Source organism: Candidatus Xiphinematobacter sp. Idaho Grape (assembly GCF_001318295.1).
Lineage (GTDB): Bacteria > Verrucomicrobiota > Verrucomicrobiia > Chthoniobacterales > Xiphinematobacteraceae > Xiphinematobacter.
This window is the reverse complement of record NZ_CP012665.1, coordinates 583,630-597,573: the sequence shown is the minus strand read 5'-3', so window position 1 is coordinate 597,573 and position 13,944 is coordinate 583,630. Positions and strand designations below refer to the sequence as shown.

At 47.6% G+C, this 13,944-nt stretch carries 13 protein-coding genes; 3 read left to right on the top strand and 10 right to left on the bottom strand.

Going from position 1 to position 13,944, the window contains the following annotated elements; translation table 11 throughout:
- Positions 1-4: 4 nt before the first annotated feature.
- On the top strand, positions 5-1,417 hold the full coding sequence (sufB, locus tag AMD24_RS02815; protein WP_200906705.1) for a Fe-S cluster assembly protein SufB: 1,413 nt from the start codon (positions 5-7) through the stop codon (positions 1,415-1,417).
- Positions 1,418-1,516: 99 nt separating this feature from the next.
- A complete protein-coding gene (gene sufD, locus AMD24_RS02810; protein ID WP_158404366.1) occupies positions 1,517-2,755 on the top strand; it encodes a Fe-S cluster assembly protein SufD in 1,239 nt (412 codons plus the stop codon).
- A 421-nt stretch (positions 2,756-3,176) separates the two neighbouring features.
- Here sufD and AMD24_RS02805 read toward each other — a convergent pair whose 3' ends face one another.
- The 7 genes from AMD24_RS02805 to miaB all read right to left on the bottom strand — a co-directional run bounded on the left by AMD24_RS02805 (position 3,177) and on the right by miaB (position 9,530).
- Positions 3,177-3,866, bottom strand: a complete 690-nt coding sequence (locus AMD24_RS02805) for an acyltransferase (protein ID WP_062100569.1) — start codon at positions 3,864-3,866, stop codon at positions 3,177-3,179.
- Positions 3,867-3,904: 38 nt separating this feature from the next.
- The gene (gene cysS, locus AMD24_RS02800; RefSeq protein WP_062100568.1) at positions 3,905-5,320 is read right to left on the bottom strand and encodes a cysteine--tRNA ligase; all 1,416 of its coding nucleotides are present in this window, start codon (positions 5,318-5,320) and stop codon (positions 3,905-3,907) included.
- Positions 5,314-5,859: a 2-C-methyl-D-erythritol 2,4-cyclodiphosphate synthase gene (gene ispF, locus AMD24_RS02795; RefSeq protein WP_062100567.1), complete on the bottom strand. Its 546-nt coding sequence runs from the start codon at positions 5,857-5,859 to the stop codon at positions 5,314-5,316. The genes cysS and ispF overlap by 7 nt, the downstream gene beginning before the upstream one ends.
- Entirely contained in the window at positions 5,856-6,599 is a 744-nt protein-coding gene (locus AMD24_RS02790; RefSeq protein ID WP_062100879.1) for an inositol monophosphatase family protein, read from the bottom strand. The genes ispF and AMD24_RS02790 overlap by 4 nt, the downstream gene beginning before the upstream one ends.
- Before the next feature lie 109 nt (positions 6,600-6,708).
- Positions 6,709-7,317: a flavoprotein gene (locus tag AMD24_RS02785; protein WP_082383029.1), complete on the bottom strand. Its 609-nt coding sequence runs from the start codon at positions 7,315-7,317 to the stop codon at positions 6,709-6,711.
- Positions 7,314-7,943, bottom strand: coding sequence for a guanylate kinase (gmk, locus tag AMD24_RS02780; RefSeq protein WP_062100566.1), 630 nt, complete (start codon positions 7,941-7,943; stop codon positions 7,314-7,316). Before gmk ends, AMD24_RS02785 begins: the two co-directional genes overlap by 4 nt.
- A gap of 219 nt (positions 7,944-8,162) precedes the next feature.
- The gene (gene miaB, locus AMD24_RS02770) at positions 8,163-9,530 is read right to left on the bottom strand and encodes a tRNA (N6-isopentenyl adenosine(37)-C2)-methylthiotransferase MiaB (protein ID WP_062100564.1); all 1,368 of its coding nucleotides are present in this window, start codon (positions 9,528-9,530) and stop codon (positions 8,163-8,165) included.
- A 109-nt stretch (positions 9,531-9,639) separates the two neighbouring features.
- Between miaB and AMD24_RS02765 the strand changes: the two genes are divergently transcribed.
- Complete coding sequence (locus AMD24_RS02765) at positions 9,640-10,761, top strand: agmatine deiminase family protein (RefSeq protein WP_062100563.1); 1,122 nt, start codon at positions 9,640-9,642, stop codon at positions 10,759-10,761.
- A 39-nt stretch (positions 10,762-10,800) separates the two neighbouring features.
- On the opposite strand, the gene tatC is transcribed toward AMD24_RS02765, so the two are convergent.
- The 3 genes from tatC to AMD24_RS02750 all read right to left on the bottom strand — a co-directional run bounded on the left by tatC (position 10,801) and on the right by AMD24_RS02750 (position 13,586).
- The gene (tatC, locus tag AMD24_RS02760) at positions 10,801-11,616 is read right to left on the bottom strand and encodes a twin-arginine translocase subunit TatC (protein WP_158404364.1); all 816 of its coding nucleotides are present in this window, start codon (positions 11,614-11,616) and stop codon (positions 10,801-10,803) included.
- 115 nt (positions 11,617-11,731) lie between these two features.
- Positions 11,732-13,141, bottom strand: coding sequence for an argininosuccinate lyase (gene argH / locus AMD24_RS02755; protein ID WP_062100561.1), 1,410 nt, complete (start codon positions 13,139-13,141; stop codon positions 11,732-11,734).
- The gene (locus tag AMD24_RS02750) at positions 13,113-13,586 is read right to left on the bottom strand and encodes a Fur family transcriptional regulator (RefSeq protein WP_062100560.1); all 474 of its coding nucleotides are present in this window, start codon (positions 13,584-13,586) and stop codon (positions 13,113-13,115) included. Before AMD24_RS02750 ends, argH begins: the two co-directional genes overlap by 29 nt.
- Between the last annotated feature and the right edge of the window lie 358 nt (positions 13,587-13,944).

The window sequence follows — 13,944 nt, the reverse complement described above, 5'->3', positions numbered from 1 at the left end:
AGAAATGAGCATCGAGACGAAACCACAAATTGACATCGACCGCTCCATTGGAAACTTTAGCTATGCCGTCGACTATGCCTATGATGCAGGCGTCGGTCTGAGCGAAAAGACCATCGACTATATTTCTGATGCTAAAGGGGATCCTGACTGGGTTCGTCAATTTCGGAAGCGGGCCTACAAGAAGTTCCTAGAAAAACTGCTCCCCACTCGTTGGGCAAGCAGGGATTTAGAAAGCATTGCTTTTAATCAAATTCGGTATTATCTCGCTCAGGGACAACAGCCAAAGCGCTCATGGGATGAAGTGCCAGAGAAGTTAAAGCGTACCTTTGAGCGGTTGGGAATTTTGGAGCAAGAACGCCGATTTTTAGCCGGAGTGGAGGCCCAGTTTGATAGCGAAGCCGCTTATTCTAACATTAAGCAGGCTGTAAGCGCTCAGGGAGTGATTTTTTTGGGTAGTACAGAAGGCCTCAAGCAATATCCGCAAATCTTCCGGAGGTGGTTTGGGAAAGTAATTCCAGCAGGAGATAATAAGTTCAGTGCGCTTAACAGTGCTGTTTTCAGTGGGGGGAGTTTTATTTATGTGCCTCCCGGGGTGAAGGTAAAACATCCTCTCCAAGCCTATTTTCGGATTAACGCGGAGAGTTTTGGCCAGTTTGAGCGGACGCTTATCATTGCAGATGAAGGAAGCGAGGTCATGTACATGGAGGGTTGTACAGCACCTCAGTTTGAGACCACTACTCTCCATAGTGCTGTTGTGGAGTTAGTAGCTATGCCAAGTGCTAAAATCCAGTATGTTACCGTCCAAAACTGGAGCTCTAATGTTTTTAATCTTGTTACTAAGCGTGGCTTGGCACACAAAGAGGCGGAAATTAAATGGATTGACTGCAATATTGGTTCACGCCTTACGATGAAATATCCAGGCGTTGTTATGAAAGGCCAGAAAGCTCGTGGCGAAGTCATCAGTATTGCCCTTGCTGGAGATGGCCAACACCAAGATACCGGTGCCAAGATGATCCATGCTGCAAACGAAACTACTAGTAACATTGTATCTAAATCCATTAGCCTCGGGAATGGCCGTGCTACTTACCGTGGTCTCGTTCACATACCTAAGGGGCTGAGGGGTTGCAAAAACAACACAGAGTGTGATGCTCTCCTGGTTAATGCGCAGAGCCGTACGGATACTTATCCAGCTATTACTGTTCGTGGGCAGGGAAACGCCTGTCAGCATGAGGCTAGTGTTAGCCAAGTTAGCGCTGAGCAAATCTTTTACATGCAGCAGCGTGGATTAAGCGAAGGTGAGGCAATGAGCCTTGCCGTTAATGGTTTTGTCAATGATTTAGTTCGTCAGTTTCCCATAGAATATTCTGTTGAGTTAAAGCGGCTTATTGAGCTCGAGATGGAGGGCTCCGTAGGATAAAAATAGGGAGCATTTCCTCAAACTCCATAGCGCTACCAACCTATGTTACCCAAGCAGCCTTCTTCTATCTTGGGACTGCAAGAAGGGATTTCCTGGCCAATGTGGTTTCGCTCGGTGCAACGCCAAGCATGGGAAGAGTTTCTCTCTACGCCCCCCCCTTCCGCTTTTCAGCAGGAAGCATGGAGGTTTTCCAGTGTACAGACCTTAGAGCTCCCAGAACTTCACTGCGGAGTAGATGTCAATCCCAGGAAGGAAATCTTTCCTTCTCTCCTAGAACGCAGCATTGGGCTGGCTCCTGAAACGCCTCGTCTCATCTTTGCTAATCATACGCCAGTTATACAGAAAACGCAGAGCCTTCTCCCCCTTGGGCTAGTAATGTCGCCTTTGCAATCTGCTATTCATACTCATGGCAGTTTGATTCGAAGATACTTCATGAAGCAACCAGCGGAATTAGGGTCCCACAAGTATGCAATGTGGCATAAGGCTCGTTTGCGCAACGGGGTGTTTATTTATGTCCCTCCAGACACCGCTGTTGAGGTCCCCGTGGAGATTTTTTCTTGGTTAGATGGGAGGGGGGTTGCTTTATCTCCGCATACTCTGATTGTTTGCGGAGAAAATAGCTGTATCACTGTGCTGGAGCATTTTCGCTCAGTTTCCCAACAGGACGGAGGGTTTGTCTGCGGCGTCAGTGATATTCATCTTGCGGCAGGAGCCCGCGTCACATACGCTGCCATGCAGGAGTGGAGCGCCCTTACGCGTGCCTGGCACCTCAATTCTACACTGGTATCTCAAAATGCCAGAGCGACTGTTTTTCAGGCAAACTTTGGAGCAGGATTTCTCCGCTCTGAGAGCCTTAGCCGATTAACTGGATGCAAGGCTAGTAGTCTCATGCTCTCATTAACGTCAGCCTCGGATACCCAAGAGGTTGATCAACGCACTCTCCAAGACCATATTGCCCCAAACACATCCAGCGACCTACTCTACCATAATACACTTGACGACTCAGCACGTACTATCTTTTCTGGTCTTATTCGAGTGGAACCGCATGCTCAAAGGACAGACGCCTATCAAAAAGTGCGTAACCTCCTTCTCAGTGATGCCGCTGAGGCCAACTCCATGCCTGGCCTGGAAATTTTAGCAGATGATGTTCGCTGTACTCACGGAGCGACTTCTGGACAAATCAATGAGGAGGAACTCTTTTACATGAAAACACGAGGCATTCCTGCAAGATTGGGTCGCCAGCTCATTGCTAATGGTTTTCTCTCTTCTGTGTTAGAACGTTTAGAAGATAAAACGCTTCGCGCGTTCTTTATGAACCGTTTGCATGGCAAGGAATAACATTGTCTCCTGGTCTGTAGCTTTTTCGGTTACGGTGAATACTCTGGAGGACAGACCTCTTTTTGATACGAGGTCTATGAACGCCCCTCGCTTCTTTTGTAGGGAAGTGCCTCGTTGTAATGTAGACCCTATATAAGCTTGACCCGGCTGGAGCTTATATTTTTGTGGTATCCTTTTTCTCGTAAACGCGTTTACCGATAATATCGGGGATCTTATCTTCGGTGTCACGCACATGGGGCTAGCCGGATAGAGGCCCCATGCTCTTTCCCGCCAAGGTATAGGAGAAACCTCTTTTAAGCGAGCGCTTCTGCATCGAGTGATCTGCCAAAAGCCCATATCTGCTTTTTGCGCTCGCTCCCCATTAGGATTGAGAAGTCCACGACGCAGACAGAGAGAGGAATTGGGAGGGCTATTCTGTTTGTTAGGGGCTAGTAGTCTTTCTAGAAAGGATTTCCAGTGGTAACTGCCGTAATTTAACGATGGAGTGAGCGGGTAAGACTCCACGCCATTGACAGCCCGGGTAGAGCACAGCATACCGACCAACAAGAGACCCTGGATTTAAGATGGAATTACAGCCCACCTTGACATAGTCACCCAGTATAGCACCAAACTTTCTTAATCCCGTTGCGACTTTCCCATGTGGGCCCACAACCCAAATTTCACCCGGGCTTAATTTGACGTTGGAAAGGATGGCTCCTGCACCCAAGTGAGCCTTGTATCCCAGAATAGAATCTCCCACATAATTGAAATGCGGTAACCGCACGCCATCAAAAATTAGGCAGTTCTTCAATTCGCAGGAATTGCCTAGGACTACCCCATTGCCAACGATTACATTTTCCCGGATATAGCATCCGTGGCGAATCTGGCAGTGCTCTCCAATCCATGCTGGGCCCTTGATCATTACCCCGTCTTCGACAAGTGTTCCCCTCCCTATACGAGCCCTTTTCCCAATAAGTGGCTCCCCCATTAGCTTTCCTTCGATACTAGACCGGAGGTTAAGTTGGAGATAAGTTCCAATTCCAGATAGCACCTCCCAGACGTTCTCGACTTTTTCAAAAAGAGTTGCGTGCTCAGTATGCACCAGGTCGAAGTAGTCTTCTGGACGAAACATGGAAAATGTAAAAGCCAGCCGAAAAGCTTTTTCGCAACCTAATTCAACGAATTACCACTTACCTCCTGGCCTCCCCTAGTGTCTTTTATCTTCCATCCCAAAGCGAGAATTTCCTCACGTAAACTATCGCTGGTGCCCCACTGTTTCTTAGCTCGCGCCTGTTCTCTTTGGAAAAGAAGAGAACTTACCTTTCTAGGCAGGTCTGGCCGCCGGTAATTTAGCTCTAGATGGAACACGGAATGCACTTGCCTAATCCAGCTATTTAAAAAAGTAATATTGGACGGTGAGAGTTTCTCTTGGTCTAAGAGGCGGTTGGAATCTCGTACAATCTCAAAGACGTTACCCAGTGCGGCCGAAGTGTTAAGATCGTTGTCCAATGCTCTTCCAAATGCCGCAGTATCCAGTTGTGGAGGTGCTATAGGCTGCAATGAAACTCTACTGGTTCTGCTGTGCAAGCGCTTGGTCCATTCATCCAAACGCTGCAGAGCGCTTCTAGCCCCTAATAGGCTCTCAAAGGTAAAATTCAGAGGCTCTCTATAGCGAGTACTGGCAAGTACATACCGAACTTCTCTTCCTGTCCATCCTTGATGGAGAAGATCGCGAAGGGTTAGGAAATTACCCTTAGATTTAGACATTTTTTGTCCGTTGACTAGGAGGTGTCGGCAATGCATCCATAGTCTAACAAAGGGTCTTCCAGTCGCACACTCTGACTGAGCAATTTCTGCCTCGTGATGGGGAAAAATGTTATCTTCTCCACCACAATGGATGTCGATGCTTGGTCCAAGAGTACCTGTAGCCATAGCACTACATTCAATGTGCCATCCGGGTCGCCCCTTCCCCCATGGACTTTCCCAACCAACGGCTTTATCCTTCTCATCCCATGCCTTCCAAAGAGCGAAATCTCCTACACTTTCTTTCCCATATTCATCGCTCTTTATGCGCCCGGAAGGCCGCAGCTCATTGAGATGAAAATGAGCAAGCTGCCCATAGGCAGGAAATGTCGATAAACGGAAATATACGGAACTGTCCCTAGCTTGATACGCATGGCCTTTACTAATGAGAGTGGCGATCATTTCAATCATACGTCCGATATGAACAGGTGCACTCGCTTCTGGATAGGATTCAGCCTTCTTTATACGGAGCGTACTTAAATCCTGGAAAAATGCCTCCTTAAAAGGACGAGTAAAATCTGCAAGAGGGATGCCTGCCTCGCAACAGCCACGAATAGTTTTGTCCTCTACATCCGTTAAGTTCATCACGCGCCGCACGTTAAACCCGCGAAATTCTAGATGGCGCTGTAGAAGGTCCTCAAAAATATAGGCGCGAAAATTTCCAATATGAGCCAGGCTATATACTGTTGGACCGCAGGTATAGAGCAGAACGGTTTGCCCCTCAGGGTCTAAGGGGGAGAACTCTTCCACCCTGCGGGTGAGGGTGTTGAAAAAGCTTAACATTTATCCTCCTCATACTCTGACATTTCAGGAGGTGGACGTAGCAGTTCTTCATGAACTGCTGAAACCAAGTTTGCAATGGCAAGCACAGCTATACCCTCTTTTCTCCCGAGAAACCCCATTCCCTCATTGGTAGTAGCCTTAATCCCGACGCGGAGAGGCTTTATATCAAGAGCTCCAGCAAGTTTTTCCTTCATTGCATATGAGTGAGGTAAAACTTTAGGCGCCTCAGCAATTACAGTGCAATCTATATTGCATATGCTTAACCCTGCTGCGTGTAAGAGCATGCTGACCCTATGCAAAATCGCCAAACCACTTATTCCGCGGACGGATTCGTCCGTATTTGGGAAAAGGCAACCAATGTCCGGTTTTCCAGCCGCACCCAACAGGGCGTCCGCAAGTGCATGCGCCAATACATCCGCATCGGAATGACCCTCTAGCCCACCCAGCTGAGACTCTATACAGATGCCTCCCAGAATCAGAGGGCACCCTTTCTTAAAGGGATGAACGTCATATCCTATGCCCACCAAAGTGTTCCTCATAGGCTAAGACGAATATTCCCGTTGGTGGCAACAATCGAATATTTACCAAGCTTTACTGGATGAGGACTAAGCTCTACTTTGCCCCCTGCTTCCTCAACAAGAGCCATACCAGCCGCTATATCCCATAGATTGATCTGGCTTTCAATATAGACATCTAGGCGACCACAGGCTACGTAGGCCATATCCAAGGCAGCACTTCCCATAATTCGGCATTTGTTTACTACACGAACCATTCTCTGAAACAAAGTGAGACCGGACTGAATGGATTCAAGAGACTTGGAGATTCCTACAGAGATTACCGCATCAGCTAGCGTTTTACGTCTACTTACGAAAATCTGTACTCCGTTAAGAGTAGGAGTAGCTCCTTGCTCCACTGCCCAAAGTTCATTCCGTATGGGATCATAAATGACACCGACCAGGACTTGTCCCCTGTAGCGTAGGGCAATAGAAATGGAAAAATGTGGGATTCCCCAGAAGAAATTTGAAGTCCCATCAATAGGATCCACGATCCACTGATAAGCAGAACTACCCTCTACTATCCCCTCCTCCCCATAGATAGTGTGGTCGGGATGATATCCCAGGAGGATTTCTTCTATGAGTTTTTGCGAACGTCTATCAAGCTCCAATTTGATATCATGTGCCTCTCGGGTATCCACGTGTAATTCTTTTCCAAAATGAGAGCGCAGAAAACCGCCGGTTTTCAGCACCGCTTCACAGGCACTTTGAAGAAAGGTTTGCATGCAGTCTAGGTAATGTGTGTAAACGCGTGTAGGAAAGCCTTTTGCACTAGAAACACCAGTCCCTGTAAGCAAAGACTGGTGAAATAGTAGAAGAAGATCGCCAGAATCCTCAAAATTCTTCCGCGGAAGGATGCATTTGTGAGGCAAATCCCCTACGCTCTCGGTCTAGGTTTCCCTCTCCAGCTGAGGAAAGAATCTGGTGGACACGTGCAGTAATTTCTTCTACCGGCCAAAGTTTCCCAATCCCTTCGTACCCACAAGCGAGCATGCCGCTCCTGGGCCCAACAAATTCTATTCCTCGTTTGGCAAGAAGTGCGACATTGGCCATAGTTGCAGGATGCTTCCACATTTTTCCATTCATCGCCGGAGCGAGTAGCATAGGAGCACGGCATACCAGAGCTAACGAGGAGAGTGCATCATCAGCAAGGCCTATGGCCAATTTTGCAATGATATTAGCAGTAGCTGGTGCCACGAGCAGAAGGCTTGCAGAGTCTGCAAGGGCAATATGTCTTGGATGCCAACTGCTCTCTTCTTCAAACATATCTGTTAAGACTGGGTTTCTAGAGAGAGTATGCAGGGTAAGCGGCGTAACGAATCTAGCAGCTGACTGTGTTAAAACGACACGCACTGCGTATCTAAGCTTCACTAGAGAGCCAGCAAGGTCTGCTGACCTATAGGCCGCAATTGAACCACAGACACCGAGAATAATTGTCTTCATGGCAGTGCTTCCATTTCTAAAAGGAGTCTTCGGCTCAAATATTGCTCAGCTCGGATAACGGCGCGGAACTTGGCAATGTCTTCCTCCATAGAACTACTAACAATTGTATACTTGTACTCCTTCCATCTGCACATTTCCCGTTTGGCGGTGGCAAGCCGCTTTCTAATTTGTTCTTCAGTCTCCGTTCCACGACGCACTAGCCTGCGCCTGAGCTCTTCAAGGTTGGGTGGCATGATAAATACATCCGCTAGGGCTTGCAAGATGAAGAGATCCCTACAAGAGCGAATGGAAGCTGCTCCTTGGGTGTCGATGTCTATAAGGACGTCCACTCCCTTTTGAAGATGATCAATTATGGTGCTCTTCAGGGTACCATATTTTTGCCCGTGGACTTCAGCATGTTCTAAGAATTCTCCCTGCACTAAGTGAGATCGGAACGCCTCTTCACTTAAGAAATGATAATCCTCTCCACTAATTTCTCCAGGGCGTGGCGGCCGAGTTGTACAGGAGGCAGCATAGATAAAATCACCCTCCTGCCGTAAATTAGCACACAACGTGCTTTTTCCTGCCCCAGACGGAGCAGAGACGACAAAGAGAATGCCGGCATGTGCTGGACGAACATAGGGCACTTTACTAGGGATTTATTTCGCGCTTTTTTAGTTTGCGCCTAAGAACAAGACATAGGAGCAGCGGGTTGAGGAGATACGGCAAGACTGTCTGAGACAGATTGTCTAGGTTTTTTTGTGCCAATAGGAACCAAGAACAAATGGAAAATACGCTCTTTTGCACGGTAATTATCTACATTTTCGCTAGGGGAAGGAAAAAAGCATCCCCCGTCTAGGAAACCGTCATAAGGATAACGCCGGATCACCATAGAGCGTGCTGGCAGAGGAGCCAGTAATGAGTACATCAAAGATTTGACCTACATGACGATTTGAACCGTCAAAGACGACTAGTTGATTAGTCCGAGTTCGACCACTAAACCGGCTTGGGTTGGTCTTGCTAGGACCTTCGCAAAGAATTTCCATACGAGTCCCAACACAGGCTGAAAGCTTCCTTGCGCTGGTGACACGGAGAAGATGGAGTAAATCTTGATTACGAGCCTCCTTGGCTTCCTCGGTAACCTGCTGTTCCATAGCAGAGGCCCGAGTTGCTCGCCGAGGGGAATAACGAAAGATAAACGCATGGTCAAAACCGGCAGTTCGGTAGACTTCCTTTGTAGCCAGGTGGTCTTCTTCCGTTTCTCCCGGGAAGCCTACGATAATATCGGTGCTGATAGCAAGATCAGGCCTAGCGGCTCGCAATTTCTCCACAAGTCTAAGATAGGTGGATACAGTATAACCTCGGCGCATTGATCTAAGGATACGGTCTGATCCCGATTGAAGTGGTAGGTGGACGTGTTCCATAAGTTTTGGCAGCCTCGCAAAGCAGTCAATCAAATCCTGCTGAAATCCTATGGGATGGGGAGAGATAAACCGAATTCTCTCCAGCCCCTTTATTCGGTGAATTCGTTCAATCAACTGTACGAAAGGGCTTTTGTTGTCCACCTTTTTAAAAGAGTGACGCCCATAAAAATTGACAATCTGACCAAGTAGAATGACCTCTAATACTCCTTCATCTACTAGCATTTGCACCTCCTCCACGATCTCTTCCATGGAGCGCGACCTCTCGGAACCACGAGTCTGTGGCACAATACAAAATGCGCAGTGCATGTTACACCCTTGCATAATGGACACAAAAGCCGTTGCTCGACTCTCCTTGGAAGTGTGAGCACGATTCAAGGAGTTTGTGGAAGCATCCTGTTCCTCACCCACTTCTACAATAGGCAAACGTTCGTCATCCATCCGTGCCTGCTGAGAACGGCGGAAGATTGCGTCTACATATTCAGCTACCCGATGAATTTTCCGCGTACCTACCACAAGATCTACGTGGGGAGAGATATTTAGCAACCCGTCGCCACGGATTTGAGCCATACACCCTAAGTAGCCAAGTATCAAACGCGGGCGATCGTAGCGAAGTTTGCGCAACATTCCCATTTTTCCAATGGCTTTTTGCTCAGCCATCTCTCGCACGCTACATGTATTAAGTAAAATAACGTCCGCCTCTTCTTCATTCTCCACCAAACAGTAACCACGGTCTACAAGCATTTTGGAGACCTGTCTAGAGTCCTGTTCATTCATTTGGCAGCCATATGTCTTTATGTAAAAGTTCGGCATAGAAAGAGACCACAATATATGTAGATTGTACAAAAAACTCTAGCTACTTATCCTTCTATATTCCTGATAGGAGAAGAACAGACCTAGGAGAAAGAACAGACCTCGCAAAATGCGTTTGCCAAGGAACAATACGGCTGAAATTAGCACGGAGACTCCAGCTAGGCTTGGATACCGTATGCCGGCGGAATGGGAACTCCATGAAGCAACATGGGTCTCTTGGCCACACCCAAAGGGCTCTAGCTTTGCTACCTGTTACAGGGAGATACTCCCTACCTTTGTGCAGATGGTGGAGGTTCTTTCGACTTCGGAGGTTGTCCGAATTAACGTCTCAGAATTGGAACAGGAGAAGCAGATCCGTTCTTTACTCAACAGCACTGTGCCTCCAGAACGGGTAGAATTTTTTCATATCCCTACTAATGAACCCTGGTGCCGTGACTATGGACCTATCTTCGTCCGAAGAAACAGGTCTCCACAGCTTGCTGTGGTAAACTTCGGCTATAACGCCTGGGGAGGGAAATATCCACCCTACGATGCAGACAATTCCGTTCCAGTCCGTGTGAGCGAGGAGCTTAACCTTCCAATATTTGGCCGTCCGGATTTGATACTGGAGGGAGGCTCAATAGATACCAACGGCGCGGGTGCATTACTCACTACTGAAAGTTGCCTCCTTGACTCTCACCGAAATCCCGGCTGGACCCGATCTAAGATCGAAGAAGCCCTGCGGAGTTCTCTAAGCGTTAGCAAAGTTCTCTGGCTAGGTGAAGGAATTGCAGGTGATGATACGGACGGACACGTAGACAACATAGCACGCTTTGTTGCAGAGGACACTGTTCTTACCGTCATCGAAAGGAATGAAAAGGATCCAAATTTTAAACCTCTCCAAGAGAATCTACGAAGGATCCAAGAAACAAAATTAAGTAATGACCGCTGCCTCAACGTTATCACACTACCTATGCCAGGGCCATTCTTGGCAATGGGAGAACGATTGCCCGTTAGTTACGCTAACTTCTTCATTGGGAACGAGATCATTCTCCTTCCTACCTTTGCAGACATTCACGATAGCCAGGCGCTCTTTGTTCTTCAGGAGATGTTTCCTTCTCGTAAAGTGGTACCTATTAATTGCTGTAAGCTTATCTGGGGTCTTGGCGCCCTTCACTGCCTAACTCAGCAACAACCAACTTCCGAAAAGCTCCCGGATGAGCGTAGATTGATGGGCCGTAGAAGTCCATAATCCCTTTTACGGTGTAGTTATCCTGTCATCCCCCTTCCTTTAGATTGAGTTAGTCTCTTGAGTTCCCCCCCTCTTCACAAGAGGCGCTAGCCAGATACACATCTCGTAGAGTCCATACATTGGTATTGCCATGAGAAAGAGAGTAAATAAATCAGACGTCGGAGTAATAGCGGCAGCTAAGACAAGAATGATAACAAAAGCAAATGCCCGCTTTTTCTTCAGAAAATCGACGTCTAACAGTCCTAGTCTGACGGCAAGAAACGTACCGAGGGGTAACTCAAAAGCTAGTCCGAAAGCGATAATAAATTGCGTCGCGAACGTGTAGTATTCGCGGACCGTCCAGGTAGGGCGCCACTGCATGGAACGGGCATCCAGAGAGAAAAATGCTAGCGCTACAGGAAGCAGTACAAAATACGCAAAGGTGGTTCCTGCTAGAAAAAGGAGTGTACAAAACACACCAGTGGGAAGCAAAAGTTGCTTTTCACGTTGGGTAAGGGCTGGAAGGATAAATTCTCCCAAGAAGAAAATCAGGAAAGGAAGGGAAAGCGTTAAGCCCGTATAGAAGGATATTTGGCAAGAGATCACCATCGAGTCTGCTACTCCAAGGGACTGTAGATGAGCTGCTTGGTAAGGATCTGCTACTGCGAGGGGAAGCTGTAACAGCCTCGCTAGATCCGTACGAAAGGCAAAACAAGTCAAGGTCATGGTGATTAATGTTACTGCCATTTTAATTAGCATGCGACGTAGGTCTTCTACATGATCAAGAAATGGTTTAGGCTTATCTTGACTTTGTGTGCATCCCAAAAACTTGTGCCAAAAGCTCATCTTTCTCAGGACAGCAGGCCGAGGAAACATGCACATCTGTAATCTTCAGAGACGGCATTCTGGTAACGGCGGCAAGCTGCAAGTCTGTGCAGCACAGCGCATTGCCCTTCTACTTTGAAGGGAAAGACCGCACATCATATGAAGACTATGGGCTTTCTCTCAAGGCATTCTTCCAATAGGTGAGTCGTTCCTCAACATTTGCAGGAGCAGGGGCCCCAATAGCTAGTCGGCGTGCAACTGCCTGCTGAAGATTGAAAACAGCCTCTACGTCAGCTCCAAACAGTGGAGAAACAACACGCAGCTGCTGTAGTGGGATCTGACTAAGAGGCACGCTCAATTGGAAAGCCATTGTGACGATACGCCCAACCACTTCGTGGGCTTGACGGAAAGGTAGACCCTTTAATACTAGGTAGTCAGCTAAATCCGTTGCAAGCAGTATAGGATCACCAGCGGCAGCAGCAGCCCGATCTTCTCTCACACGGGCTGCATCCAGCATCTCTTCAAAGATAGGAAGAGCCATGCTAGCAGTATCCAGAGAATCAAACACGGCCTCTTTATCTTCTTGAATGTCACGGTTATAAGTCATAGGTAACCCTTTAAGGGTAGTAAGTAATGAGAAAAGGTTACCGTAAAGGCGGCCCGTTTTTCCGCGGGTGAGCTCCGCAACGTCAGGATTCTTCTTTTGAGGCATTAGACTAGAGCCTGTAGTGTGTCGATCACTTAACTCAAGGAATCCAAACTCCTCTGAAACCCACAGGACTATATCTTCACTAAGTCGCGAGAGATGCATGCCCAAAATAGCCAGCGCAGAAAGAAATTCACAGGCAAAATCTCTGTCACTAACGGCGTCCATACTGTTCTGGGTAATGCGGGAAAAACCTAATTCTCTGGCGAGCAGTTTACGATCCAGCACAATGGTCGATCCAGATATAGCACCGGAACCAAGAGGCAATTCGTCCATTCTCTCCATACAATCGTTCAAACGACTCCTATCACGGGCTAGCATCTCCGTATAGGCGAGTAAATGGTGAGCTAATAAAACTGGTTGTGCTCGCTGGAGATGAGTGTAGCCTGGGATACATACGCTGGAATGGCGGCAGGCAAAGCCTACAAGGCTGCATTGCAGATTGGCGCACTGTTTGCGTAGTCTAGTGATGGCCTCGCGTAAGTATAGACGAAGATCCAGGGCCACCTGGTCATTGCGGCTACGTGCCGTATGCAACTTGGCCCCAACAGATCCGATCCGGCGAATCAATGCAACCTCGATATTCATGTGGATATCCTCCAAGGAAGCATCGAATGTGAATTCCTTCCGATCTATTTCTGCTTGGATTTCAAGCAGCCCTTTTTCAATCAAGAGGCGTTCTTCTTCCGTCAAAATACCTGCCGCAACTAGGGCCTTGGCGTGAGCCAAGCTCCCTTGGATATCATGTCGATACAGACGCCAGTCATAGGAAATGGATTCCGTATAAACCCTAAGAAGCGCAGACGTCTCCTCCGCAAACCTTCCCCTCCGTATGACACTTCTATCCACGGCGCTTCGGACAACTCCCATGCAGTTGCAATTCCTCACAATGCCCCTCAATTCGCAACACCTTACTTTCCGGAAAAAATCCTAGCCTACGGGAGATACAGTTCTTCAACAGTTCCATATTTATGTCTTCAAACTCAATGATTTTGTCACAATCCACGCAAATCAGATGGTTATGGGTGGGATGCTCTATGAAGTTTGGGTCATAGTACTGGACTCCATTCCCTAAATCTAGCCCTCTTAGGAGTCCACTTTCCATCAAAAGTGGCAGAGTGCGGTACACTGTGGCTCTGGAAACAGAAAAATCAATTTCCCTGGCCATGCGCAATAGGCCTTCCGCACTGAAGTGGTCAGAAGTGGAAAATGCCGCCAGAATGATAGCGTTGCGCTGCGGCGTTTGTCGCAACCCTTTGTTCTCTAAAAACTTGCGCGCTGCAGCACAAACCTGCTTGCGGTTCTCAAAATTCATGAGAAGACCCTAAGATTGAATTGCTAAGAGTCAAGAAGGCAAAATGTCTAAGGGACCCCTCCCTCCTGAACTGTGACGAAAAAAACCACGCCCCTGACAACCTAGCAGGGGTACCCTATGGATAAAACTACAGAGGGAAATATAGAGGGAAAATTTCAAAAATACCTTTATTCTTTATGCCAGGTTGATTTCCCACTACCCTGCCACTAGAGTTCCGGTGGAGTTATAAATGCCAGACAGAGATAGTACCTGTAAAAATAGTACCTGTAAAAGTAGCATCTATTTGCGAGTGATGCAGTATTCGCTAAACTCTACCTTGGCAGTAAAATACATCTTCCCCCTTATAACTATTGCAGCA

What these genes read in the sequence shown, in the direction of transcription:
- ispF (WP_062100567.1), bottom strand. Translation starts at nt 5,859, where the DNA reads ATGAGGAACACTTTGGTGGGCATAGGATATGACGTTCATCCCTTTAAG.
- AMD24_RS02790 (WP_062100879.1), bottom strand. Translation starts at nt 6,599, where the DNA reads ATGCAAACCTTTCTTCAAAGTGCCTGTGAAGCGGTGCTGAAAACCGGC.
- AMD24_RS02805 (WP_062100569.1), bottom strand. Translation starts at nt 3,866, where the DNA reads ATGTTTCGTCCAGAAGACTACTTCGACCTGGTGCATACTGAGCACGCA.
- tatC (WP_158404364.1), bottom strand. Translation starts at nt 11,616, where the DNA reads ATGTTTCCTCGGCCTGCTGTCCTGAGAAAGATGAGCTTTTGGCACAAG.
- argH (WP_062100561.1), bottom strand. Translation starts at nt 13,141, where the DNA reads ATGGGAGTTGTCCGAAGCGCCGTGGATAGAAGTGTCATACGGAGGGGA.
- cysS (WP_062100568.1), bottom strand. Translation starts at nt 5,320, where the DNA reads ATGTTAAGCTTTTTCAACACCCTCACCCGCAGGGTGGAAGAGTTCTCC.
- AMD24_RS02750 (WP_062100560.1), bottom strand. Translation starts at nt 13,586, where the DNA reads ATGAATTTTGAGAACCGCAAGCAGGTTTGTGCTGCAGCGCGCAAGTTT.
- AMD24_RS02785 (WP_082383029.1), bottom strand. Translation starts at nt 7,317, where the DNA reads ATGAAGACAATTATTCTCGGTGTCTGTGGTTCAATTGCGGCCTATAGG.
- AMD24_RS02765 (WP_062100563.1), top strand. Translation starts at nt 9,640, where the DNA reads ATGCGTTTGCCAAGGAACAATACGGCTGAAATTAGCACGGAGACTCCA.
- sufD (WP_158404366.1), top strand. Translation starts at nt 1,517, where the DNA reads ATGTGGTTTCGCTCGGTGCAACGCCAAGCATGGGAAGAGTTTCTCTCT.
- sufB (WP_200906705.1), top strand. Translation starts at nt 5, where the DNA reads ATGAGCATCGAGACGAAACCACAAATTGACATCGACCGCTCCATTGGA.
- miaB (WP_062100564.1), bottom strand. Translation starts at nt 9,530, where the DNA reads ATGCCGAACTTTTACATAAAGACATATGGCTGCCAAATGAATGAACAG.